This window comes from Streptomyces vilmorinianum (genome assembly GCF_005517195.1).
In the GTDB taxonomy this organism is placed as follows: domain Bacteria; phylum Actinomycetota; class Actinomycetes; order Streptomycetales; family Streptomycetaceae; genus Streptomyces; species Streptomyces vilmorinianum.
On the sequence record NZ_CP040244.1, the window covers coordinates 7470188 to 7492494 of the forward strand.

Consider the following 22307-nt stretch of genomic DNA (forward strand, 5'->3'; position numbering starts at 1 on the left):
GTGACGCACCGGATCAGCCTCCTCGCCCGGCGGTCGTTCGCGTTGGGCGAGGAGGCCGGTCAATGGTCCGGGGCGTCAGTGGTCCGGGGCGAGGAGTCCGGGGCGAGGAGTCCGGGGAGGTCCGCGCGGGAGCTGACGCCGAGCTTGGGGAAGGCGCGGTAGAGGTGGTGGCCGACCGTGCGGGGGCTCAGGAAGAGCCGGGCGGCGATCTCACGGTTGGTGACACCGGTGGCCGCCAGCCGTACGACCTCCCGCTCCTGCGGGCTGAGCCGGGCGAGCAGCCCGCTCGCGTCCCCGTCCTGGTCGACCGTCTCGCCCGTGGCCTTCAGTTCGGTACGGGCCCGGTGCGCCCACGGCTCGGCGCCGAGCTCCTCGAACGCCTCCAGTGCGTTACGGAGATGGCGGCGGGCGTCGGTCCGGCGGCGGGCGCGGCGCAGCCACTCGCCGTACAGCAGCTCGGTACGGGCCCGTTCGAACGGCTGGGTGGAGCCCTCGTCGTGGAGGCTCAGGGCCGCGGTGAAGTGCCCTTCGACCTCCCCGGTCCCTTCCGCCTCCGTGGTCCCCTGACCCTCTTGAGCCCCCTGGGTCCCATGGGCCCCCTCGGCCGCACCCGTCAGCGCCCGGCAGCGCCGGGCCAGGGCGGCGGCCGCGGGGCCGCGCGCCGCCCGCGCCCATTCGTCGAGCCGGGCCACCGGCTCCTCCGCCAGGTCCCGGCGTCCGGCGCGTACCGCCGCCTCCACGAGATCGGGCAGGACGAAGACCGACAGCGCCGGGTGGCTCAGCCGGGCGTTCGCCGCCTCCAGGTGTTCCAGCGCGCTCTCCGCCTGCCCGAGGCCGAGGTCGAGCAGGCCGAGGGCCCACTGCGCGTGGGCGGCGGCCAGCTCGATGCCGTGAGCGTGGGCGTGGTGCAGGGCGGCCTCGCCCAGGTCGCGGCACCGTTCCTGGTCCCCCTGGACGGCGGCCAGCGTGGCCAGGGTGGCCCGCAGGTAGGTCGCCCGGTGGTCGCGGCCGAACTGCTCGGCGATCGTCAGCCCCTCCGTGGCGGCGGCGCCGGCGTCCTCGTACCGCCCGAGGGCAAGCTGGGCCTGGGCGAGGAGGTGCAGAATGCCGGGCAGCCAGCCGACGGCGTCCTGGGCCCGGCAGTCCCGTACGCCCGCGATGGCGGTCTCGAGGACGGCGCCGTGGTCGGCGAGGAGCTGGTGGTGGGTGGCGGCCAGGACGCCTGCCGCGAATCCTGCTTCCTCGATGGGCGGTTGCGGATGCGGCTGCGGCTGCGGCTCCCGTCGCGGCCGCGGCCGGGCCGGGCGATCCGTACCGGCGTCCGCCAGGGAGCCGGTCAGGGCTCTCATCGTCGCGTAAGCGGACGTGTCGGACGACGAGGCGGGGAGGCGGGCGGCGACCTCGGCCATGAGCTCCCGGTCGCCCGAGGCGCGCACCGTGTGGACGGCCTCGGCCAGTACCGGTACGAGATCGGCGGGGTCGTCGATCCGGTCCGCGCACTCGAGCAGGATGCGGGTGGCCTGGCGCGGTGAACCGCGGTCCAGCTCGACGATCGCCCGGACCCGGGCGAAACCGGCGAGCGTCACCGGGTCCAGGGCAAGGGCGTTGATCCGGTCAGCGAGGGCCGCGGCGCGTTGGAACTGCCCGGCCTCCGCGGAGGTGATCGCCGCGGCCGCGAGGAACCGGGCGCGCCGGGCCGGGTCCGCGGTGAGCTGGGCGGCGCGTTCGTAGGCGGCCGAGGCCGAGGCCGTACCCTGCCGGCCGCCGGCCCGCCGGGCGACACCGGCCATCTCGTCGGCGACGTGTTCGTCGATGCCGGTCGTGGCGGCGGCCAGGTGCCACGCCCGCCGGTCGGCGTGCTGGTCGGCGTGCTGGTCGGCGGTCGCGTCGGCCTGCCGGTCGGTGTGGTGGTCGGCGTCCTGGTCGGCGGTCGCGTCGGTGTGGTGGTCGGCGCCCTGGTCGGCGGTCGCGTCGGTGTGGTGGTCGGCAGTGTGGTGGTCGCCGTTCCCGTCGGCGTCCAGCGCGTCGGCGAGCGCGCGGTGGGCGGCGAAGCGCCGCGCCAGGGAGGCGTCCTGGTAGGTGGCGGACCTGATCAGCGGGTGGCGGAAGGACAGGGTGTTCTCGGTGAGCCGGACGAGGGTCGCGCGTTCGGCCGGCTCCAGGTCCTCGAGCACAGCCCCGCAGCGGGCCGCCGCCCGCAGGACCAGACCGAGGTCTCCCGTGTCGTCGGCGGCGGCCACCAGCAGCATCGCGCGCGTGGCGTCCGGCAGACGGCCGATCTGCTCCTGAAAGGCCTCCTGGATCCGGCTGGAGGGCGAGGACAGCGCGGCGGGGAGCGTGACCGGGTTCAACTGGCCGGCGCGCTGGTCCGCGCTCAGCGCCGCGGGCAGCTCCAGCAGGGCCAGCGGATTGCCCTGCGCCTGCTCGATGATCCGGTCCCTGGAGTACGAGGAGAGGTCGGCGACGCGGTCCGTGAGCAGCGCGTCGACGGCCGCGGCGTCGAGGGAGGTGAGCGGTAGCCGCGGCAGGCCGGCGATCTGCGCTCCCGCTCCCCGGGCACCGTCGCGGCGCGCGAACAGCATCACCACGCCCTCGGCGTGCAGCCGGCGGGCGGCGAACGCCAGAGCGTCCAGGGAGGCCTGGTCCAGCCACTGGACGTCGTCGACCAGACAGAGAAGCGGTGGTCCGTCGCCCGCGACCTCCGACAGCACCGTGAGCACCGCCGTTCCGACGGTGAACCGGTCGCTCACCGCCTCGCCGGTCAGCCCGAACACCGCCTTCAGCGCGGCGGCCTGGGGCGCGGGCAGCCGGTCGAGGCGGTCGGTGACGGGCCGCAGCAGCTGGTGCAGGCCACCGAAGGCCAGCTCCATCTCCGACTCGATGCCCACGGTCCGCAGCACCCGCCCGGCGCCCGCGGCCTCGACGGCGTACTCCAGCAGCGCCGTCTTGCCGATGCCCGCCTCGCCGTGGATCACCAGCGCGCTGCTCGCCCCCTCTCGGGCCCGCGAAAGCATGTGGGCTATCTGATCCTGCTCACGTCCCCGTCCGTACAGCATGGAACAAACGTACCTAGTGGGCGAGCGTTTCGATCACCGCATTAAGTCACCCTTACCGATGTGCCGGTGCAGCAGACCCCCCTAGGTTCAGGGCAGTTCGATCGCCGCCCGGCCCCCGCCGAGCCCTTCCTGCCTTGACCATGGGAGTCGCCGCCTTGCCCGAGCACGTCCACGTCCACGTCCACGTCACTCCGCTCCACCGCGTCTCCGTCACCGACGCCGCCGCCTGGCACCAGATCGTCGCCGCCTCCGTCACCCACGACCTGCCGGGCACGCCACCGCCCGGCCCCGGACAGATCCACGCCCAACTCACCCAGCCCGGCCTGGACAGCCAGCGCCTGACCTGGCTGGCCCACGGGCCGGACGGCGACGCGGTCGGAGTCGCGGCCCTGCGCCTGTTCACCGCGCCCGGCAGGGATCACGTGGCCGAGCTCGAGCTCCACGTCGACCCCGCGCATCGCCGCCGGGGAACCGGCTCACGCCTGCTGTCGGCGGTCGTGGCCGCCTGCCGTACGGAGAACCGCCGCAGCCTGGTCGCCGAGATCGCGGCCGACGGCCCGGGCGAGGCCTTCTGCGACCGGTGGGGCTTCCACCGCGCCCTGACCATGAACTACCTGATCCTGCGCCTCGACGAGCAGGACGAGAAGGAGGCCACCCGGCTGCGGGAGGTCGCCGAGGCCGAGCACCCCGGCTACCGGCTGACGGGCTGGACCGGAACGGTTCCCGACGACCTCGCCGACGCCTTCGCCGCCGCCAAGAGCGCGATGGACGACATGCCCGTCGGGGAACTGGACTACGGCCGCGTGGAGTGGGACGCGGATCGCGTCCGCGCCATGGCCGAGGTCGTGGCCGCCCGCGGGGACACGCTGCTGACCGTCGCCGCGGTGCACGAGGACGGCACCATGGCGGGCTACACCGAGATCGTGCTGCCCCAGGGCGCATCGACGCGGGGCCAGACGCGGGGCCAGACGGGAGTCCAGACGCGGGTCCAGCAGTACGACACCGCGGTCGTACCCGCGCACCGCGGCCACGGACTGGGACTGTGGGTCAAGGCCGCGATGCTGCGCCGGCTGCGCGCGGAGCACCCCGGCGTCAGCGAGATCGAAACCGACAACGCCGAGGACAACGTCCACATGATCGCGGTCAACCGGCAGCTCGGTTTCCGCTCCTGCCGGCGCACGCACCGGTACCAACTCGACCTGGCCGACGCCTGATCCGCGTACGGCCGCTCATACGCACCTTCGCCCGTACACCTCGCCGAGGAGTCTCCTTGAACGTCTCAGCATCCACCCTCTCCCTCACCGTCGCCGACGTTGACGCCACCCGCGACTTCCTCACCACCCACCTCGGCTACGCCGTGACCATGTCCGGCGACGGCTTCGCCTCCCTGGCCCGCGCCGACGCGGCCGCCGACATCGTTCTGCTCCGCCGGGGCACCGAGGTCCTCCCGGCCGAGCAGCGCGACCAGGAGGCGTCCGGCCTCATCCTGGCCCTGACGGTCACCGACATCGAGGCGGAGGAGGCCCGCCTGCGGGACGCGGGCGCCCCCATCACCATGGCCCTGCGCGAGGAGCCGTGGGGCGAGCGCCTCTTCCAGGTCACCGACCCCAACGGAGTCGTCTTCCAGCTCGTCGAATGGGCCACCCCCGCCGACGCGGAGGGCGGGGAGGGCGGGGAGCCCGCGCTGCGCGTGATCACCCCGTCGCCCGAGACCGTCACCGCCACCCCCAACGCCACGATGACCGGCCTCGCCGCGCCCAGCCGGGGCAGCAGCGAACTCAGCACCTGGACGGTCGCGATGGAGGCCGGCGCCACCGGCCCCGAACACGCCATCAGCCGCGAGCAGGTCTGGACGGTCACCGCCGGCGCACTGGAGTTCACCTGCGCCGGCCACACCGAGAAGGTCACGGCCGGCGGAACCGCGATCCTGCCGGCGGACCTGCTCCGCCAGATCCACGCCCCGGAGACCGCCGAGGCACACGTCACCATGCGCGCCGACGGCGTCGCCTCGGTCCCGGGCACCGAAGGCACGCGGGTCCTGCCCTGGGCGGAGTGACGGATCGCGGCTTCCGCGGCGAACGCCGCCCGGGAGGCGTTCACCACCTCGATGCCGGCGAGGTTCCCGATCAGCGCGATCGGGGTGTCGGCGGGGGCGGTGCCGACGATGGTGGTCATGCGGGACACGAAGGCCGGGGTGCCGAGGGTGCGGAGGCGAAGGCGGAGCTCGTCGCCTGACCGCACCGGGTATCTCAGGGACGCACGGAAGGCCCCGACCGGGAAACCGGCCGGGGTCTTCGGCTTTTCCCAGCCGGGGCGATGGTCCCGACTCGTGTGGTGATTTCACCGGTTCGGGCGGTCCGTGACGGCAGAGACGTTACGCCGGATGATGCTCTCCGTAATCGCTGGAACACTTTCCGCAACACCCGCGTGGGTGCTCTCAAGTTGGAGGAAGTGTGCGGAAGTTGGCAACGGTGGCGGTGGCTACGGGGTTGTTCCTGGGTGGGGCGGGGGTTGCGGTGGCAGACGCGTGGAAGAGCCTCGGACAGATGCAGACCCTTGGCGCAGAGCTCCAGGACCCGGAGTACAGGTGGTGGCCCAAGGGCCAGAACCACGGCGGGTTCAACTTCAGGGGGCGGCTCAAGGACCTCGCTCCCGAAGACGGCCACAACGTCTACGTAGAGGTCAAGGTGGAGGGCTACAGCTGGAACCGGTTCAAGGGCGTTCAGAAGAAGACCATCGCTCTGGACAAGGTCGTCTATGACGGCGCTGCCCAGTACACGAAGGACGCGGATATCCGCGTGTGCCGCGATCGGGGCTCCCTGCGACCGGACAACTGCACGTTCCCCAAGTCGTACCGCCGCAATTAAACGACAGTCAGCGCGTCAGGGAGTCACACCACCATGAACGCCGTTCTCCGCGCCGAGGGCGTGGATCTCTTCTACGGAACGCACCAGGCCGTCAGCGGTGCCGACTTCACCTTGCGGCGCGGAGAAGTGGCCGCTGTCATGGGAAGCAGTGGCTCCGGGAAGTCGTCGCTGCTGTACTGCCTAGCCGGGGTGCTGGCACCGGCGCACGGCGCCGTCTCCTTCGACGGAGTCGCGTTCTCGACGCTCACCGACGACGAGCTGGGCACGCTGCGACGTGAGCGGTTCGGATTCGTCTTCCAGTACGGGGAGTTGCTGCCCGAGCTGACGGTCGAGGAGAACGCCGCACTCCCCCTGCGCCTCGCCGGCCAGCGCAAGGCGCCTGCCCACGCCGCGGCCGGTGAGGTGCTGGGACGGCTGGGAATGACCGAGCTGTTGCAGCGCAGGACCTCGCAGCTGTCCGGCGGCCAGAGCCAGCGCGTCGCAGTCGCCCGGGCGCTCGTTCACCGACCGGACGTGGTGTTCGCCGACGAGCCGACCGGCGCTCTCGACAGCGTCAACGCCGCCGCGGTACTGGAGGAGTTCCTGCGGCTCGCACGGGATCAGGGCACCGCCGTAGTCATCGTCACGCACGACGCGACGGTGGCCGAACACGCCGACAGCCGATACACGATGGCCGACGGGATCCTGAAGTGAGCCCTCTCCTGCTCGGTATGCAGCTGCTGTGGCGTGGCGGACGCAGGGGGCGGGCCCGCTTCCTCCTGATGACCTTCGGCTGCGCACTCGGGGTTGCCTGCCTAGCCGCCGTCCTCAGCATCCCTACGATCCTCGCCGCCCAGGACGCCCGGTCGGCTGCCCGTAATCCCGATCAGGTCGTCGAGGTCAAGCGCGACTTGACGGAGGACGACACCGTCTTCTTGAACCGCGTTCATGACGATGCGTACGGATCCGAACCTCTGCGCCGCGTGTTCATCGCCCGTGCGACCCACGGACCCACCCCGGTTCCGCCGGGTGTCGAGCGGTTGCCCGCCCCCGGCGAGGTTCTTGTCTCGCCTCGCCTGCGACGGATTCTTGCCGAGAGCCCCGGGGTGGCCGGACTGCTGCCAGGGCGCGTGACCGAGACCATCGGGCCGGAAGGTCTGACCGGCCCGGACGAACTGTTCGCATACATCGGCACCAGGCATGACCAGATCAGCGATCCGCTGCTTCTGCACCATTTCGGTGGGCCGTACCCCCCTTACACCGTCGTCGAAGAGTCCACCCTCGACATCCTGCGGTTCACCCTCGCCTGCGTGGTGCTGCTGCCCCTCTCCGTGTTCCTGTCTGTGTGTGCCCGGCTGTCCGCCGAGTCCCGCGCCCGCAGGCTCGCCGCGCTGCGGCTCGTCGGGCTGAGCGTCAAGGACACGCTGCGGGTCAACGCCGGCGAGACCGTGGCCGCGGCCTTCCTCGGCGCGCTGCTCGGCGTCGGCGGATACCTCATCGTCAACGAGATCGTGGCGAGGGTCGGCCTTCCCGGTCTCCATTGGTACCCGGCCGACGGACGCCCCGAGGCCACCACGCTCGCAGTCTGTCTGATCCTCTGCCCGGCCCTCGCCTGGTTCGTCGGACGGCACAGTGCCCGTGCGGCCGCTCTCACTCCGCTCAATGTCCGTCGCACCGCCGAGCGGCAGCCGCCCAGGATGCACGGGATGCTGCTCCTGGTCCCCGGGCTCGGCGTCATCGGCGGCTACTGCACGCTCAGCGTGCTGGGGAAAGATCCATCCGGCGGCTCCGCCAACACTCTCATCGTTCCCGCCGCTGTCCTGCTGACCGGAGCCGGACTGGTCTTCGGGCTGCCACCAATCACCACGTGGCTCGCCCGGCGGCTCGCCGGCACCGCGCGCTCGCTTCCTCTGGCACTTGCGATGCGTCGTGCCGAAGTGGAGCCAGGTGCCTCGCTGCGCGTGGTCACCGGGCTCGTGCTGCTGGTCTTCGCCACCTCGCTGACCCAGGGTGTTCTCGTCGAGCTGGACCAGGTCAGCCGCCGTACGGCGCCCGTCCAGGAGTACGCGGTGCCTCTGAGCGAGCTCACTCCCCAGCAGAGCGACAGGCTGAAGCGAGTGGACGGCGCGAAGGCGTACGCCACCACGCTCTCCTCCTGGACCCCCATGGACGACACCCCTATCAGGCCCACTCTCCATGGCATCATCGCCACCTGCGCCCAACTCGCAGCCTTCGTCGAGTGGTCGCACGGCTGTGTCGACGGGAAGGTGCTCCGTCTGTACGACCTGAACAGCTCCATGAACGCCGATGCAGTGCCCGGTCGCAGCTTCCCGTTCGTCCTGAAGAACCGGAAGCTCACGCTCACCGTGCCACGCGAACAGATGACCGTCCGCGCGTATCAACCTTCCGCGTTCTCCGGTTCGGATGTACTCATCCCGCCCTCGTTGGCTCGCACCGACGAACTGTCGTCGGGCTCGGAGCTCAATCTCCTCAGCGACGCCGATCCGCAGACCGTCCGCACAGTTCTCAATGGCGTCGGCGCCATCGCCCCCACCGCCGAGATCGACCCCGTCGGCATCGTCGTCGAGTCCCTCGCCCAGCTCACCGTCATCCGCAGTCTCCTCGGCGCCGGCATGGTCCTCGGCCTCGTCATCAGCGTCGCCGCGTTCGTCGTCTCCGTCGCCGACCGAGCCATGGAGCGGCGCGGGCAGGTCGCCGCTCTCGCGTTGCTCGGGGCGCGGGCTGCGACGTTGCGGGTGGTGCAGTGTGCGCAGGTGGTGTTGCCGCTCGGTGTCGGGCTCGGGGCGGCCGTCGTCACCGGGTGGCTTGCCGAGTCGAGTTATCTGATCACCGGGGGCGGGGCCGTGCACTGGGACTGGAGTGGGCTGCCGCTGCTGCTCGTCTGCTGCCTCGGGGTGCTCCTCGCCGCCGCGGCCGCGTCGCTGCCGCTCGTACGGCGCCATGTCGATCCCGAGCACATCCGGCGCGACTGACCCCTCGCGTCACCCGGTCCGGCGCCGCTCGATCGGCGGCAGGCGGTAACTGCCGTCGAGGACAGCGGTCTTCGGCATGTACAGGCGCACGATCGGGCGGAAGTCGCCCTCCGGCGTCGGGAGCCAGTTGGCCGCCTCAGCCGGGGCCTCGGGGCGGCGGTGCTGGAGGACGAGGGTCAGGGAGCCGTCTTCGGCGTACACCAGGCCGGGGGTGCGGTCGCCCACCGAGTACCGGTCGATGGGGTTGTCGACCAGGTAGTAGTCCGGGGTGTCGTACATGGTCACCGACCAGAACGCCTCGACGGGCGGCGGCTGGTCGAAGCGCAGGACGTAGGCGTGGGCGCCGTTCAGCTGCCGGCCGTCGGAGTCGGTGTACGTGGCCGCGTACACCGACTCGTAGCCGTGGTTGCCCCAGAGCCCGGCCCTCGCCGCCGCGGCCCTGGCCAGGTAGGAGGCCTCGCGGTCGGCCATCCGCCACTGCGGTGAGCTGAGGGTGCCGACGCCGAAGTGGTCGAGGTTGTAGTCGAAGAGATGCGGGTCGGTGGTCCAGCTGCCCGCCGGGCCCTCCCCGGCGGACGGCGGCCTGGTCGCCGCCTCGACACGCTCCTTGCCCGCCGCGAGGCCTTCGGTCAGCGCCCGTACGAGAGCGGGGTCCGCGTCCCGGTACGGGGAGGGGCCCTCCTCCAGGAGGCCCAGCGGCTGGAAGCGGGCCTCGTACGCCTGGTCCGGGGCGGAGGACGGGAAGTCGGCCATCCAGACCCGCAGTTGCTCGAAGAAGCGCAGCGGCTCCGGTACGTCCGGGTCGGGGGACGGCAGCCCGTGGAGGTGCGCGGCCCCGTCGAGCGGGGTCAGGGTCAGCTGCTCCTGCAGGGCCCGGACCCCGGGCAGGTCCTCGGGGCCGTCGCAGGCGTTGCGGCCGACGATCGTGACGACGGAGGTGGGCGCGTCGATGACCCCGCTCACCCCCTCGGGCTCGGTGCCGGCCCAGCCCGGTGGGGCGATCAGCCAGTCGCCCGCCCCGGTGCCGGTGGCGCGCTTGCCGACGTACGCGAAGTTGTCGGTCCACACGTCCACGAACTGCAGGACGTGGTACGCGCCCGCCGTGTCCGGGACGTGCAGGAGGAGCGGGCCGCCGGAGAGGTCCAGCTGGGCGATCGAGTAGACAGTGTCGTTGTTCACCGACACGAAGTGGGCGTCGGGTGCGGCGAGTCGGGTCGCGTGGGAGAAGGTGTTGAAGGGCGCCTGCGGCAGTGGCCCGAAGCCCTTCCGCAGGAAGGCGGCGACCGTCGACACGTCGAAGACGAGCGGGTAGCCGTAGACGTACGCGTCGGCGGCCATCGCCTGGGCCTCGTCCAGTGTGAGCTGCACGCGATCCCGCCTCTCGGGAGAAGAGTCAGACCGCAACAAACCTCGCATTTCACCGGCCGCTCTGCATCCTGGCGGATCCGGCGAAACCCGTCTCAGGCCACCAGCGCGTGCTCCGTGCGGCGCGTGACGCGGCCCGCGAGGGCCGCGGTCCCCACCGCGGCGAGGGTGCCGGCGACCAGGGCCGCCCACCACAGGAAGGCCGGGCCGAGACCGGTGTAGACCGTGACGCCCAGGGTGAGGGCGCCGAAGCGGGCCACACCCCACGTCCAGCTGAAGGCGCCCTGGTAGCGGCCGCGGGCATGGGCGGGGGCGAGGTCGGCGACGATCGCGGCGGCGATGCCCGCGACCACCACCTCGCCCAGGGACCAGACGGCCACCGAGACCGTGAAGCCGAAAACACCGCTCGCGAGCCCGGTCAGCGCCACGCCCGCGGCGATCAGGACGCTGCCCGCGACCTGGACCCGCATCCGTGGCACGCCCGCGAGCCTGGCCGTCGCGAAGGGCTGCAGCACGACCACCAGGATCGCGTTGACCGCCGCCATCGCCCCGTACACCGCCGGGGAGAGGCCGCTGTCGTGGATGGCGAGGGGGAGGGCGACCTCGGTGAGCGAGTAGACGAAGAGCTGGACGCCGAAGAGCGGGAACAGCGCGAGCGCGAGGCGGTCCCGGAACACGACGCCGTATCCGATCCCGTCCCGCGCGGCCGCGTCCTCGGTCACGTCCCCGGTCACGTCCCCGGTCACGTCCTCGGTCACGTCCCCGGCCGCGTCCTCGGTCACTCCCCCGGCCGCGTCCTCGGTCACGTCCCCGGCCGCCTTCCCGGGCTCCCGAGTCTCCCCAGCCTCCGCCCCGGCCGCCTTCCCCGGCCGCGCCGGCTCGCTCAGCCGTGTCGCGACGACGACCGCGTAGATCAGCATCGTGCCGGCGTCGATGGCGAACAGCAGCCCGTACCCGTGCGCGGCCAGGAAGCCGCCGAGCACGCCCGCCACCGCCGTACCGATGTTCACGCCCCAGCCGAACAGGGCGTACGCCCGCCGCCTGCGCTCCGCGTCGACGGCATCCGCCATCAGCGCGTACGCGGCGGGCCCGACCAGCGCTCCCGAGGCGCTGACCAGCAGCGCCGCGACCGCCATCGTCCACACGCCCGGCGCCACGAAGAGCGCGCCCTGCGCGGCGGACGCGCCGAGGAGCCCGATCAGCATCGTCGGGCGGCGGCCGATGCGGTCGGCGAGGACGCCGCCGAGTGCCGGGCCGAGCAGATTGCCGGCGCCCAGCGCACCGAGGACGTACGAGGTCTCGGTGCCCGTGACACCCCGTGCGGCGAGGAAGAACACGAGGAAGGGCGTGACCAGGTAGCCGAGGCGGTTGACGATCGTCCCGGCGAAGACGGTCCAGACGGTGGGCGGGAGTCCGCGGAAGGAGGAGAGCATGCGAGGAGACTGGACCCCGGCGATCCGCCGATCCATTGATTAAGCTCAGACCGAATCGATCCGCAGTACAGGCCCGGGGGCGGCGGCGCATGGAATCGGAACTCACCTTCTCCACGGCTGACCTGGCGCAGACCCGGTTCCGGGTCTCCCCCATGTGGGAGGTCGTCACCAGCTTCCGGCTGCTCGCGGACGACCCGCCCCTGCACCGCCGTTGGGCGGCCCAGGTGCGCCCCCGGCTCGCCCGCGCCGGACTCGACTCCGGCTGGCTCGCCGCGCTGATCCCCGGCACCGGCTACCTCGCCGACTTCCTCACCCCGACCCCCGTCACCCCCTTCCCCACGCTCGCCGCCGAACTGGACGCGATCCGCCGCACCCCGCCCGAGCGGGTACGCGAGGACCTGGCCACACTCGACACCAAGCGGTCCGCGGGCCGCACCCCCTCCGCCCGCCTGCGGCTGCTGCACGACGCCCCCGAGGCGGCCCTGGAGAAGGTCGTCGCCGAGATCGAGTGCTACTGGGAGCTCGCCCTCGCCCCCTACTGGGCCCGCATCCGCCGGCTCCTCGAGGCGGACGTCTTCCACCGGGCCCGCCAGGTCGCCGAGCACGGCTCCGCGCGCGTGCTCGGCGAACTGCACGAGACCGTACGGTGGGACGACGGCACCCTGCGTCTCGTACGCCGCCACTGCGCGCTGACCCGCGACCAGACGGGCTCGGGCCTGCTGCTGATCCCCTCGGCGTTCGCCTGGCCGCGCGTCCTGACCCGGTCCGTACCCCCGGGCCCGCCCCAACTCGCGTATCCCGCAAGGGGAAGCGGCAATCTGTGGGAGCCAAGGACCGGTACCGGTACCGGTACCGGTACCGGTACCGGTGCCAGTACCGGCACGGGCACCGGCACCGGCACCGAGGCCGTCGCCGCCGTCATCGGCCGCTCCCGCACCCTGCTCCTCACCGAGCTCGACACCCCGGCCTCGACCACCCAGCTCGCCGCCCACTGCGGCATGTCCGCGGCCGGTGTCTCCCAGCACCTCACCGCACTGCGCAACGCGGGCCTCGTCACCGCGCACCGCAGCGGCCGCTCGGTCCTCTACGCCCGTACGTCGGTCGCGGACGCCCTGCTCGCCCCCTCCGGAGAGCTCGCGTGACGCCCTGACCGGAGCGCACCGCGGCGCTCCACCGGCTCCGCCGCCGCCTCCTCCTCCACCACCTCCTCCGCTCTTGCGCTGAAGTGGACTCCAACTCCTAGAGTCTCGCGGCGAGAAGGAGGTCTACATGCGCTATCGCGTACTCGGCGGGACCGGTATCGAAGTGAGCACGTACTGCCTCGGCGCCATGATGTTCGGCGCCGTCGGCAACCCGGATCACGACGACTCCGTACGGATCATCCACGCCGCCCTGGACCAGGGCGTCAACTTCGTCGACACCGCCGACATGTACTCCGCCGGCGAGTCCGAGGAGATCGTCGGCAAGGCGCTGCGCGACCCCCGGCGGCGGCAGGACACCGTCCTCGCCACCAAGGTGCACTTCCCGATGGGCGAGGGCCGCAACCGCAGCGGGAACTCCCGCTACTGGATCACCCGGGCCGTGGAGGAGAGCCTGAAGCGGCTCGGCACCGACTGGATCGACCTCTACCAGGTCCACCGGCCCGACCACCGCACGGACGTCGAGGAGACGCTCGCAGTCCTCGGTGACCTCCAGACCCAGGGCAAGATCCGGGCGTTCGGCTGCTCCACCTTCCCCGCCGAGGAGATCGCCGAGGCGCACCACGTCGCCGAGCGGCGAGGCCTGCGCCGCTTCCGGACCGAGCAGCCGCCGTACTCGATCCTCGCGCGCGGGGTGGAGCGCTCGGTCCTGCCGACCGCGCAGCGGTACGGGATGGGGGTGCTGACCTGGAGTCCGCTGGCGGCCGGGTTCCTCACCGGGAAGTACCGCAAGGGCCGGCCGATCGACCTGACCAGCGGGCGTGCCGCGCTCGCCCCGCACCGCTTCGACCCGGCGCTCCCCGAGAACGCCGCCAAGCTGGACGTCGTGGAGCGACTCGTCGCCCTGGCCGAGGAGGTCGGCTGCTCGCTGGCCGAGCTGGCGATGGCCTTCGCGGCCGCGCACCCGGCGGTCACGTCCGTGATCATCGGGCCGCGGACGCGGGAGCAGCTGGACGGGCTGCTGAAGGGCGCGTCGCTCGTGCTCGACGACGAGGTCCTCGACCGTATCGACGCGATCGTCCCGCCGGGCACCGATCTCTACCACCCGGACGCCTGGAGCCCGGTGGTCCTGACGGACGCGTCGCTGCGGCGCAGGCCGACGCCGGAGCGCGCGGCGGCGGACTGAGGCGCGGCAGCGGACCGAGCCCGGGGTGGACCGAGCCCGGGGTGGACCGAGCCCGGGGTGGACCGAGCCCGGGGTGGATGCCTTCGGGCAGTTGTCAGTCCCGGGGGCCATGCTGGGGCCCATGGGTGTGACGAAGCGTGTGATCGGGGCGGAGGAGCGCAGGGCCCGGCTCGCCGTACGGCACCGGCTGGCCGGGGCCGAGCGGGCCGCGACCGCGGAGGAGGTGGCTCAGTCGCTGGTCGCGCTGCACGCCACCGACCCGGCGAGCGTGTTCCTCTCGGTGGGCGCGCGGTTGAAGGGCGGCGAAGGGCCGGTGGCCGGTCTGGAGCGGGCCCTGTACGAGGACCGCACGCTCACCCGGATGCACGGCATGCGGCACACGATCTTCGTCTTCCCGACCGCCCTCACCCCCGCCGTACACGCCTCGACGACCCGCGACGTCGCCACCCGCGAGCGGGCCATGCTCCTCAAGGACCTGCGCAAGGGCAGCGAGTACGACGAGGAGTGGCTGGCGGAGACCGAGCGCCAGGTCCTCGCCGAGCTGGCGCTGCGGGGCGAGGCCACGGGCACCGAACTGGGCGCGGCGGTACCGCGGTTGCGCGCGCAGTACGTGTACGGCCTCGGCACCCGCCAGGAGGGCCCCCAGTCCGTGTCCAGCCGGCTGCTGCGCGTCCTCGGCATGGAGGGCCGGATCGCGCGGGGCCGACCGCAGGGCGGCTGGACGTCGAGCCGCTTCCGCTGGACGCTGCTGCCCGAGCGCCCCGACCCGAGCGACGCGGACGCGCACGCCCAGCTCGTACGGCAGTGGCTCGCGGCCTGCGGACCGGCGACGGAGGCCGACCTGAAGTGGTGGACGGGCTGGAAGGTCACCGACGTCCGCAAGGCCCTGGCGGCGATCGGCGCGGTGCCGGTCGAGCTGGCGGAGGGCACGGGCACCGGTTTCGTCCTGCCGGACGACCTCGAACCCGTACCGGCTCCGGAGCCCTGGGCGGCGCTCCTGCCCGCGCTCGACCCGACGGCGATGGGCTGGCAGGCCCGCGACTGGTACACCGACCCGGAGCACAAGGCCGCGCTCTACGACCGCAGCGGGAACATCGGGCCGACGGTGTGGTGGGACGGCCGGGTCGTGGGCGTCTGGGGCCTGCGCCCGGACGGCGAGATCGCGCTCCGGATGCTCACGGACGTGGGCCGGGAGGCGAGGGCGGCCGTCGACGCGGAGGCGGCGCGGCTGCGCGGCTGGGTGGGGGACGTCCGGGTGACACCCCGTTTCCGTACGCCTCTGGAGCGGGAGCTTTCCGACGGGGGCTGAACCTGGCGTGACCGTCGTGATCCGACCTGTCGAGAACCGGCGCCCGGCTCCGACGTCCCCTGTGAAGGCAGGAACCCCGCAGGACGGGGACGAGCGAAGGAGAAGGTCATGAAGTACCTGATGATGGTGCTGGGCTCGCAGGCCGACTACGACGCCATGGGCGGCAAGGCCACCGCGAACAGTCCCGCCTGGAGCGAGCAGGACCTGAAGGCCATGTTCGAGTTCATGGAGGCGGTCAACGACGACCTCGCCGAATCGGGCGAGTTCATCGACGGCCAGGGGCTCGTGGAGCCGTCCAGGACTCGGCACGTCACGGTCGACAAGGACGGCCGGCCCGTGATCACGGACGGACCGTACAGCGAGACGAAGGAGCTGCTCGCCGGGTACTGGGTGCTCGACTGCGAGAGCCTGGAGAGGGTCACCGAGATCGCGGCGCGTGTCGCGCAGTGTCCGGTGCCGGCCGGGTCGCCGGAGTACCCGGTGGTGATCCGGCAGATCGACGAACGGTCCGGTCCCGACCTCTTCACCAGCTGAGGACGATGGACGAGAAGAACGACACGTACGCCGACACGCACGCCGACACGCACGCGGAGACGTACGCGGAGACGTACGCGGAGGTGTACGCCGTCGAGGACCTGCTGCGCCGGCACGCGCCGCAGGTCCTCGGCGCGCTCGTACGCCGGTACGGACACTTCGACGCCGCCGAGGACGCCGTACAGGAGGCGCTGCTCGCCGCGGCCCGGCAGTGGCCGGAGACCGGGACTCCCGCCAATCCGCGCGGCTGGCTGATCCGGGTGGCCTCGCGACGCCTCACCGACCGGCTCCGGGCGGACGAGGCGCGGGTACGGCGGGAGGAGACGGCCGCGCGCCTGGAGCCCCGCGAGGTCCGGGCCGCCCCGGCCGAGGACGACACCCTCACGCTCCTCTTCCTGTGCTGCGACCCGGCGCTCGCGCCCGCCGCCCGGGTCGCGCTGACGCTGCGCGCGGTCGGCGGCCTCACCACCGCGGAGATCGCCCGGGCCCACCTCGTACCGGAGGCGACGATCGCCCAGCGGATCAGCCGGGCGAAGGCGAAGCTGCGCGATCACCCCTTCCACCCTCCCGGCCCGGACGACCGGGACGCGCGCCTCGCGGCGGTCCTCCACGTCCTCTACCTGATCTTCAACGAGGGCTACACGGCCACCTCGGGCCCTGCCCTCCACCGCGCCGACCTGGCCCACGAGGCGATCCGCCTGACGCGCGCCGCGCGCCGCCTGCTGCCCCGCGAGGGCGCGGTGACGGGCCTCCTCGCCCTGATGCTGCTGACGGAGGCCCGCAGCGCGGCCCGGACGGGACCGCACGGCGAGCTGATCCCGCTGGACGAACAGGACCGCACGCTCTGGGACCGGGCGGCGATCGCCGAGGGCACGGCCCTGGTCGAGGAGTCCCTCACGGAGGGCCCGGCCGGCCCCTACCAGCTCCAGGCGGCCATCGCGGCCCTGCACGACGAGGCCGCCCGCGCCGAGGACACGGACTGGCCGCAGATCCTCGCGCTCTACGACCTCCTGGTCGCCGGTGACGCCCCGGACCCGATGGCGGCACTGGGCCGCGCGGTCGCCGTCGCCATGGTCCACGGCCCCGAATCCGGCCTCGCCGCCCTCGCCGCCCTGGAACCCCGCCTCCCCCACCACCACCGCCTCGAAGCGGTCCGCGCCCACCTCCTGGAACGCACCGGCGCCACCGAGGCCGCCCGCACCGCGTACCGCACGGCGGCCGACCTGACCCTCAGCCTCCCGGAACGCCACTACCTCCGCATGAAGGCCGCCCGCCTGCCGGACCGTCAGTGAACGTGCGGACCGCCGCTCTTCGGGAAGATGTGCCCGAGTTTCACATCGTCTCCTCATGTCGCGGCTCCGGACGCTACGGTTCCCCTGGGGCGTACACATCCGGAACCACCTTCTTCGCGACCGTCCACACCCTCCGACGGCGGCCGCGTGTCCGGGGGGACACATGCGCGAGATGTCCAAGGGAGCCAATGTCGGGCTGGCTTCCCTGAGCGAGGACGCAAGCTCCGTCTTCGTGAGCCTGAGCTGGAGCAGCGCCGCCGGGGACGGTGACGCGGACGTGTCCGTCCTGCTCCTCGACGGCAGTGGCAAGGTCCGCAGCGATGCCGACTTCTACTTCTACAACCACCCCGCCGCCGACGACGGCAGCGTCCAACTCCTCGGCAAGACACCGACCGAGAACGGCAGCGAGGACCGCATCGGTCTGGATCTCACCGCCGTCCCGCAAGACGTCGTGAGCATCGTCGTCGCGGCGAGTCAGTACGGCACCGCCACCTTCGGCGACCTGGACGACCTGCGGATGACCGTCTCCGACCGCTCAGGCGAGGCGCTGCTCGGCTTCGCCATCGCGGACGCCACGATCGAGACCGCATTCATCTTCGGTGAGCTCTACCGGCGCAACGACGAGTGGAAGTTCCGTGCCGTTGGGCAGGGATACGAGACCGGCCTGGCAGGCCTCGCCACCGACTTCGGCATCGATGTCGTCGAGGACGAGGAGTCGGAGGGCACGGAGCCCGAGAGCGACGGCGACACAGCGGCCTCGGCCGTGGCCCGTACGGAGCAGCAGACCGCTGCCGCAGTGCCGGCGCAGGCCACCCCGGAAGCCGGCCGCAGCGGTGCGGTACCGGAAGCGGCCGCGGTGACGCCCGCGGCGTCCGGCCGCCGCCGTGGCCCGCGCACGGCCAAGAAGAAGGTCACCCTCCCGAGAGTCGCCAAGAAGTCCCTTGCGGAGAACGAATCCTGGAAGCCGGCCCGCCTCTTCCCCGTCCCGTCGTACAAGAGCGACAGAGAGCGCGAGGTACGGGCGACGTCGGTACTGCTCTCCGTGATGGCGGAGGTTCCGGAGTTCGGCCGACGGCTCACCGCGGCCTTCGGTGCCCCGGCCGGACGGATGCAGACGTTCACCGAGGTCTCCCTCCCGCACGGCGACACCCCCAGGCGTCCGGACGGTGTGATCAGGGTGGAAAGAGCGGGCAAGCTCTGGACGGCCCTCGTCGAGACGAAGACCAACGGCAATCCGCTGAAGTCGGAGCAGGTCCAGGACTACATGGACATCGCGGCCCGGCGGGGCTACGAAGCCGTCATCACCCTCTCCAACGACGTGGCGCTGGAAGGCAGTCCGCTCGTCGATGTGAAGGTCGACGGACGGCGCAAGCACAAGGTCGCGCTCTGGCACCTGTCCTGGGCCGAGGTCGCCCATCAGGCACAGATGCTGATTCGGCACGAAGGTGTGGGCAATGCCGCGCACGCCTGGCTGCTGGAGGAACTGCTCCACTACCTCCAGCACGAGAACTCGGGCTGCCATGGCTTCCAGAACATGGGACCTGCCTGGGTCCCTGTCCGCAACGGCATCGACTCCGAGACGCTCTGCCAGGGTGACCCGCGGGCGGTCGAGGTCGTCGAGAGCTGGGAACGCCTGATCCGTCAGGTCTGCCTGCGGCTCGGCGGCGAGCTCGGCCAGAAGGCTCTGCCGGTACAGCGCGCCAAGCGCGGTACGGACCCGAAGTCCCGGCGCACGGCGCTCGCGGACCGTCTGTGCGAGGAAGGCCGGCTGTCCGCGGAGGTGCGGATCGACGGCGCGAACGGCATCCTCGCGATCAGCGCGGATCTCCGGACGGGCAAACTCCGCACGTCCGTCGACATCCCGGCCCCGGACAGTGGCTACCCGCTCACTGTCGCCAAGCGCCTCGTCCGCGTACTGGCGGAAGCGCCTGCGGACCTCCACGTGGAGACGCTCGTGGAGGGAGGGAACGGACCTCGCGGCACGCTGGAACGGTTGCGTCCCGAACCCGGCGACCTGCTGCCGAAGGACGGCGCCCCCATCGCTGGTTTCCGGCTCTCGCTCTTCAAGGGCATGGGCGGCAGCCGTGGCAGCACGGAGTCGGGATTCATCCGGAGCGTCGATGACGCCGTCGACCGATTCCACGGCTCGGTCGTCACGCATCTCGGCCAGCTCGAGCGCCGCGCTCCCCGTCAGCGCTCCGCCTCGGACCCGGCCACCACGGACTGACCGGACCGCACAGCGCCCGTGGCCGCCCGCTCGGGCGGCCACGCCGGCTCTCAGTGAACGTGCGGACCGCCCGTCATCCGGGGCTTTCCGCGCGGTACGAGGACGGGAGCGGCCAGGGCGGCTGCCGCGGCGAGCACCGTGCAGAGCGTGAAGGCGGCCGTGAAACCGGTGGTCGTCCCGGTCGTCGTCCCGGTCGTCGTGGGGACCTCGATGCTCGACGCGGCGATCGTGGAGACGAGGGCGACGCCGATCGAGCCGCCCACCTCGTGGAAGGTGTTGACGATGCCGGAGGCGAGGCCGGCCTCGTGCGGGGTGATCAGGCCGAGGGCCGTGGTGGTGGCGGTGACGAAGACCGCGCCGAGGCCGAGGGAGGCGACGGAGAGGGCGGGGAGGAGGACGGTCCAGGCGTTGTCGCCGGGGGCGACGAGGGCCAGGGGGAGGCAGCCGAGGGCCGCGATCGTCATGCCGCCCGTCGCGCAGGCGCGCGGGCCGATCGTGCCCACCAGGCGGGAGCCGAGGTGGGCGCCGACGGCGGTGGTGACCGCGACCGGGAGGAAGACCAGGCCCGTACGGAAGGCGCTGAAGCCGTTCAGGTGCTGGAGCTGGACCGAGCCGAGGAAGAAGAAGGAGATCAGCAGCGCGGTCGCGACCAGCATCAGGAACGAGCCCGCGACGACCGGGCGCCGGGTGAACATCCGCAGGTCCATCAGCGGGGCGCGGCTCGCCCGCTCGACGGTGACGAAGATCCCGTACAGGAGGAGTGAGCCGAACAGGGGCAGGAGCGTCGCCGTCGACGTCCAGCCGGTGTCGCCCGCCTGGACCAGGCCGTAGATGAGGGAGCCGGTCGCGGCCGTGACCAGCAGCGCGCCCGGGATGTCGAGGCGGGCGGGGGTGCGGACCGAGGCGGGGACGACCGCCGGGAGGGCGGCGAGCAGGGCGAGGCCGACCGGGACGTTGACGTAGAAGATCCAGGGCCAGCCCGGTCCGTCGGTCAGCGCGCCGCCGAGCAGGACGCCGACGGCGGAGCCGGTGCCGCCGATGGCGGCCCAGACGCCGAGCGCCTTGGCGCGTTCGGTGCCGTGGAAGGAGGTCGTGACGAGGGCGAGCGCGGCCGGGGAGAGCAGCGCGGCGCCGACGCCTTGGGCGACGCGGCCGCCGATCAGCATCGGGGCGTTCACGGCCAGGCCGGACACCAGGGACGCGGCGGTGAAGAGGGCGAGTCCGGCGAGGAGGGTGCGGCGGGCGCCGAGGGCGTCCGCGAGCCGGCCGCCGAGCAGCATGAGACCGCCGAAGCAGAGGGTGTACGCGGTGACCACCCAGGTCAGCGAGGTGCGGGCGAGGTCGAGGTCGGCGGCCATCCGCGGCAGAGCGACGTTCACGACGGTGACGTCGAGGATCAGCATGAACTGGGCCACGCAGATCAGCGCGAGGGCCGTCCAGCGGCGCGGATCCGGTGAGTCCACCGAACCGTGGACATGGCCGTCGACATGGGCGTCGACATGGGCGTCGACATGGGCGTGGGTATGGGGCTCGGCGCGAGTCATATCTGAACTGTACTGTTCAGTTCAGTTGAACTCAATAGTACAGGTGGCCGGGTAGGGTCGGATCATGAGCGACCGGACCACGAAGCCCGCCCCCACCGGGGCCCGCGCCGCCCGCAAGAGGGAGGCCATCGTGCACGCCGCCCGCGCCCTCTTCCTCCGCGAGGGCTTCGGGGTCGGCATGGACGCCATCGCCGCCGAGGCGGGCGTCTCGAAGGTGACCGTCTACAACCACTTCGGCAGCAAGGAAGCGCTCTTCACCGCCGTCGTCGCGGGCGCGCTCGACGAGCCCCTGCACACCGGCGACGGCGCCACGGGCCCGGACCTCGCCGGCCTCGCCGACGCCGAGGACCTGCGCGCCGCGTTCCTCGCGGCCGCCCGCGCCTGGGTCCGGGCCGTCCGCGAGAACGACGAGGTCCGCGCTCTGCGCGCCCTCGTCGCGGCCGAGCTCCACCGCTTCCCCGAACTCGGCCGCGCCTGGCGCGAGCTCGGCCCCGCCGGCCACCACCCCGCCGTCGCCGACGCCCTGCGCGCGCTCGCGGACCGGGGGCGCCTGGAGATCCCCGACCTGGAGGTCGCGGTCATCCAGCTCTACTCGCTCCTCGTCTTCCCGCAGATGGTCTTCGACCAGTACGGCACGGAGCTCGGCGAGGACCTCGCGGAACGGCTGATCACCGACGGGGTGGACATGTTCCTGGGCCGGTACGGAAGCCAGGGCGGGCGGGGCTAGCCCCGGCTCAGGCGCTCCAGCGTCGCGTCCAGCCCGAGCCCGCCCCTCGCCCCGCGGTTGTACGGAAGCCTGCCCAGGACCACGGCCATGCCACAGGTGTTCGTGAGCGCCGAGAAGACAAGCCCGCCCGCGACGCCCGCCGACAGCAGCTGGAACGCGGGGTGGACGAGGACGCCGAGCGCGAGCCCCAACAGGACCAGGGACCCGGCGGCCAGCCGTACCTGACGTTCCATGGCCCAGACGGCGCGGTCCGGGGCGCCCTCGGGGCGGGCGAGACCGTGCCCCCGGGCGGCCCAGCCGCTCGTACCGCCGTCGAGGTTGAGGGCGGCCACGCCGTGCGCGGAGAGCCGGGCGCACGCGCTCGCGGAACGGGCGCCCGACTGGCACACCACCAGCAACTCGCCTCGCCCCGCGGCCTCCTGGAGCGCGGGAACGGCCCGGCCGAGCTGGTCGAGGGGCACGTTGAGGGCGCCGGGAACGTGCCCGGAGGCGTACTCGCCAGGAGTCCGGACGTCGACGACGGTCAGCTCGGACAGGCGGGTACGGGCCTGATCCACGTCGAGGGAGGGGGGAGTGCTCATCGCAGAAGGCATCCTTCACGTCGGCGAACGGCCCCCCTTCGGGAGAGTACCGGCCCCCCTCCCGGTTCACGTTCA

17 protein-coding genes are annotated in these 22307 nt (G+C 72.5%); 12 read left to right on the plus strand and 5 right to left on the minus strand.

All coding sequences use genetic code 11. The features are described from left to right. Positions 1-59: 59 nt before the first annotated feature. Positions 60-3056 carry a helix-turn-helix transcriptional regulator gene (locus tag FDM97_RS34755; protein ID WP_137994425.1) on the minus strand — a complete coding sequence of 999 codons (2997 nt, stop codon included), beginning with the start codon at positions 3054-3056 and terminating at the stop codon, positions 60-62. Positions 3057-3211: 155 nt separating this feature from the next. Between FDM97_RS34755 and FDM97_RS34760 the strand changes: the two genes are divergently transcribed. The 5 genes from FDM97_RS34760 (at position 3212) to FDM97_RS34780 (ending at position 8895) form a co-directional block, all read left to right on the plus strand. Next, complete coding sequence (locus FDM97_RS34760) at positions 3212-4270, plus strand: GNAT family N-acetyltransferase (protein WP_254705865.1); 1059 nt, start codon at positions 3212-3214, stop codon at positions 4268-4270. 56 nt (positions 4271-4326) lie between these two features. After that, entirely contained in the window at positions 4327-5112 is a 786-nt protein-coding gene (locus FDM97_RS37055; protein WP_137994426.1) for a VOC family protein, read from the plus strand. Between the two features lie 415 nt (positions 5113-5527). Beyond that, complete coding sequence (locus FDM97_RS34770; RefSeq protein ID WP_349775403.1) at positions 5528-5923, plus strand: hypothetical protein; 396 nt, start codon at positions 5528-5530, stop codon at positions 5921-5923. A gap of 33 nt (positions 5924-5956) precedes the next feature. After that, positions 5957-6616 (plus strand): ABC transporter ATP-binding protein, encoded by a 660-nt coding sequence (locus FDM97_RS34775; protein WP_137994428.1) that lies wholly within the window; start codon positions 5957-5959, stop codon positions 6614-6616. A 17-nt stretch (positions 6617-6633) separates the two neighbouring features. Beyond that, positions 6634-8895 (plus strand): ABC transporter permease family protein, encoded by a 2262-nt coding sequence (locus FDM97_RS34780; protein WP_137995208.1) that lies wholly within the window; start codon positions 6634-6636, stop codon positions 8893-8895. Between the two features lie 9 nt (positions 8896-8904). Here FDM97_RS34780 and FDM97_RS34785 read toward each other — a convergent pair whose 3' ends face one another. Both FDM97_RS34785 and FDM97_RS34790 read right to left on the minus strand, forming a co-directional pair. Next, positions 8905-10233, minus strand: a complete 1329-nt coding sequence (locus tag FDM97_RS34785) for a DUF1254 domain-containing protein (RefSeq protein WP_137995209.1) — start codon at positions 10231-10233, stop codon at positions 8905-8907. Between the two features lie 122 nt (positions 10234-10355). Next, a complete protein-coding gene (locus FDM97_RS34790) occupies positions 10356-11693 on the minus strand; it encodes an MFS transporter (protein ID WP_137994429.1) in 1338 nt (445 codons plus the stop codon). Between the two features lie 89 nt (positions 11694-11782). Between FDM97_RS34790 and FDM97_RS34795 the strand changes: the two genes are divergently transcribed. From FDM97_RS34795 to FDM97_RS34820, 6 genes are all read left to right on the plus strand, one after another. Beyond that, positions 11783-12835 (plus strand): ArsR/SmtB family transcription factor, encoded by a 1053-nt coding sequence (locus FDM97_RS34795; RefSeq protein ID WP_137994430.1) that lies wholly within the window; start codon positions 11783-11785, stop codon positions 12833-12835. Positions 12836-12962: 127 nt separating this feature from the next. Next, positions 12963-14018, plus strand: coding sequence for an aldo/keto reductase (locus tag FDM97_RS34800; RefSeq protein WP_137994431.1), 1056 nt, complete (start codon positions 12963-12965; stop codon positions 14016-14018). 121 nt (positions 14019-14139) lie between these two features. Continuing rightward, positions 14140-15327 carry a winged helix DNA-binding domain-containing protein gene (locus FDM97_RS34805; protein WP_175439349.1) on the plus strand — a complete coding sequence of 396 codons (1188 nt, stop codon included), beginning with the start codon at positions 14140-14142 and terminating at the stop codon, positions 15325-15327. A 108-nt stretch (positions 15328-15435) separates the two neighbouring features. Next, complete coding sequence (locus FDM97_RS34810) at positions 15436-15861, plus strand: YciI family protein (RefSeq protein WP_137994433.1); 426 nt, start codon at positions 15436-15438, stop codon at positions 15859-15861. A gap of 5 nt (positions 15862-15866) precedes the next feature. Beyond that, positions 15867-17153 (plus strand): RNA polymerase sigma factor, encoded by a 1287-nt coding sequence (locus FDM97_RS34815; RefSeq protein ID WP_137994434.1) that lies wholly within the window; start codon positions 15867-15869, stop codon positions 17151-17153. A gap of 163 nt (positions 17154-17316) precedes the next feature. Further along, positions 17317-19380 (plus strand): TerD family protein, encoded by a 2064-nt coding sequence (locus tag FDM97_RS34820; protein WP_137994435.1) that lies wholly within the window; start codon positions 17317-17319, stop codon positions 19378-19380. 50 nt (positions 19381-19430) lie between these two features. On the opposite strand, the gene FDM97_RS34825 is transcribed toward FDM97_RS34820, so the two are convergent. Next, a complete protein-coding gene (locus tag FDM97_RS34825) occupies positions 19431-20924 on the minus strand; it encodes an MFS transporter (protein ID WP_137994436.1) in 1494 nt (497 codons plus the stop codon). Positions 20925-20988: 64 nt separating this feature from the next. On the opposite strand from FDM97_RS34825, the gene FDM97_RS34830 reads away from it, so the two are divergent. Continuing rightward, on the plus strand, positions 20989-21651 hold the full coding sequence (locus FDM97_RS34830; protein WP_137994437.1) for a TetR/AcrR family transcriptional regulator: 663 nt from the start codon (positions 20989-20991) through the stop codon (positions 21649-21651). Here the strand turns inward: FDM97_RS34830 and FDM97_RS34835 are convergent. Next, on the minus strand, positions 21648-22232 hold the full coding sequence (locus tag FDM97_RS34835; protein ID WP_137994438.1) for a rhodanese-like domain-containing protein: 585 nt from the start codon (positions 22230-22232) through the stop codon (positions 21648-21650). The genes FDM97_RS34830 and FDM97_RS34835 overlap by 4 nt on opposite strands. Positions 22233-22307 lie beyond the last annotated feature (75 nt).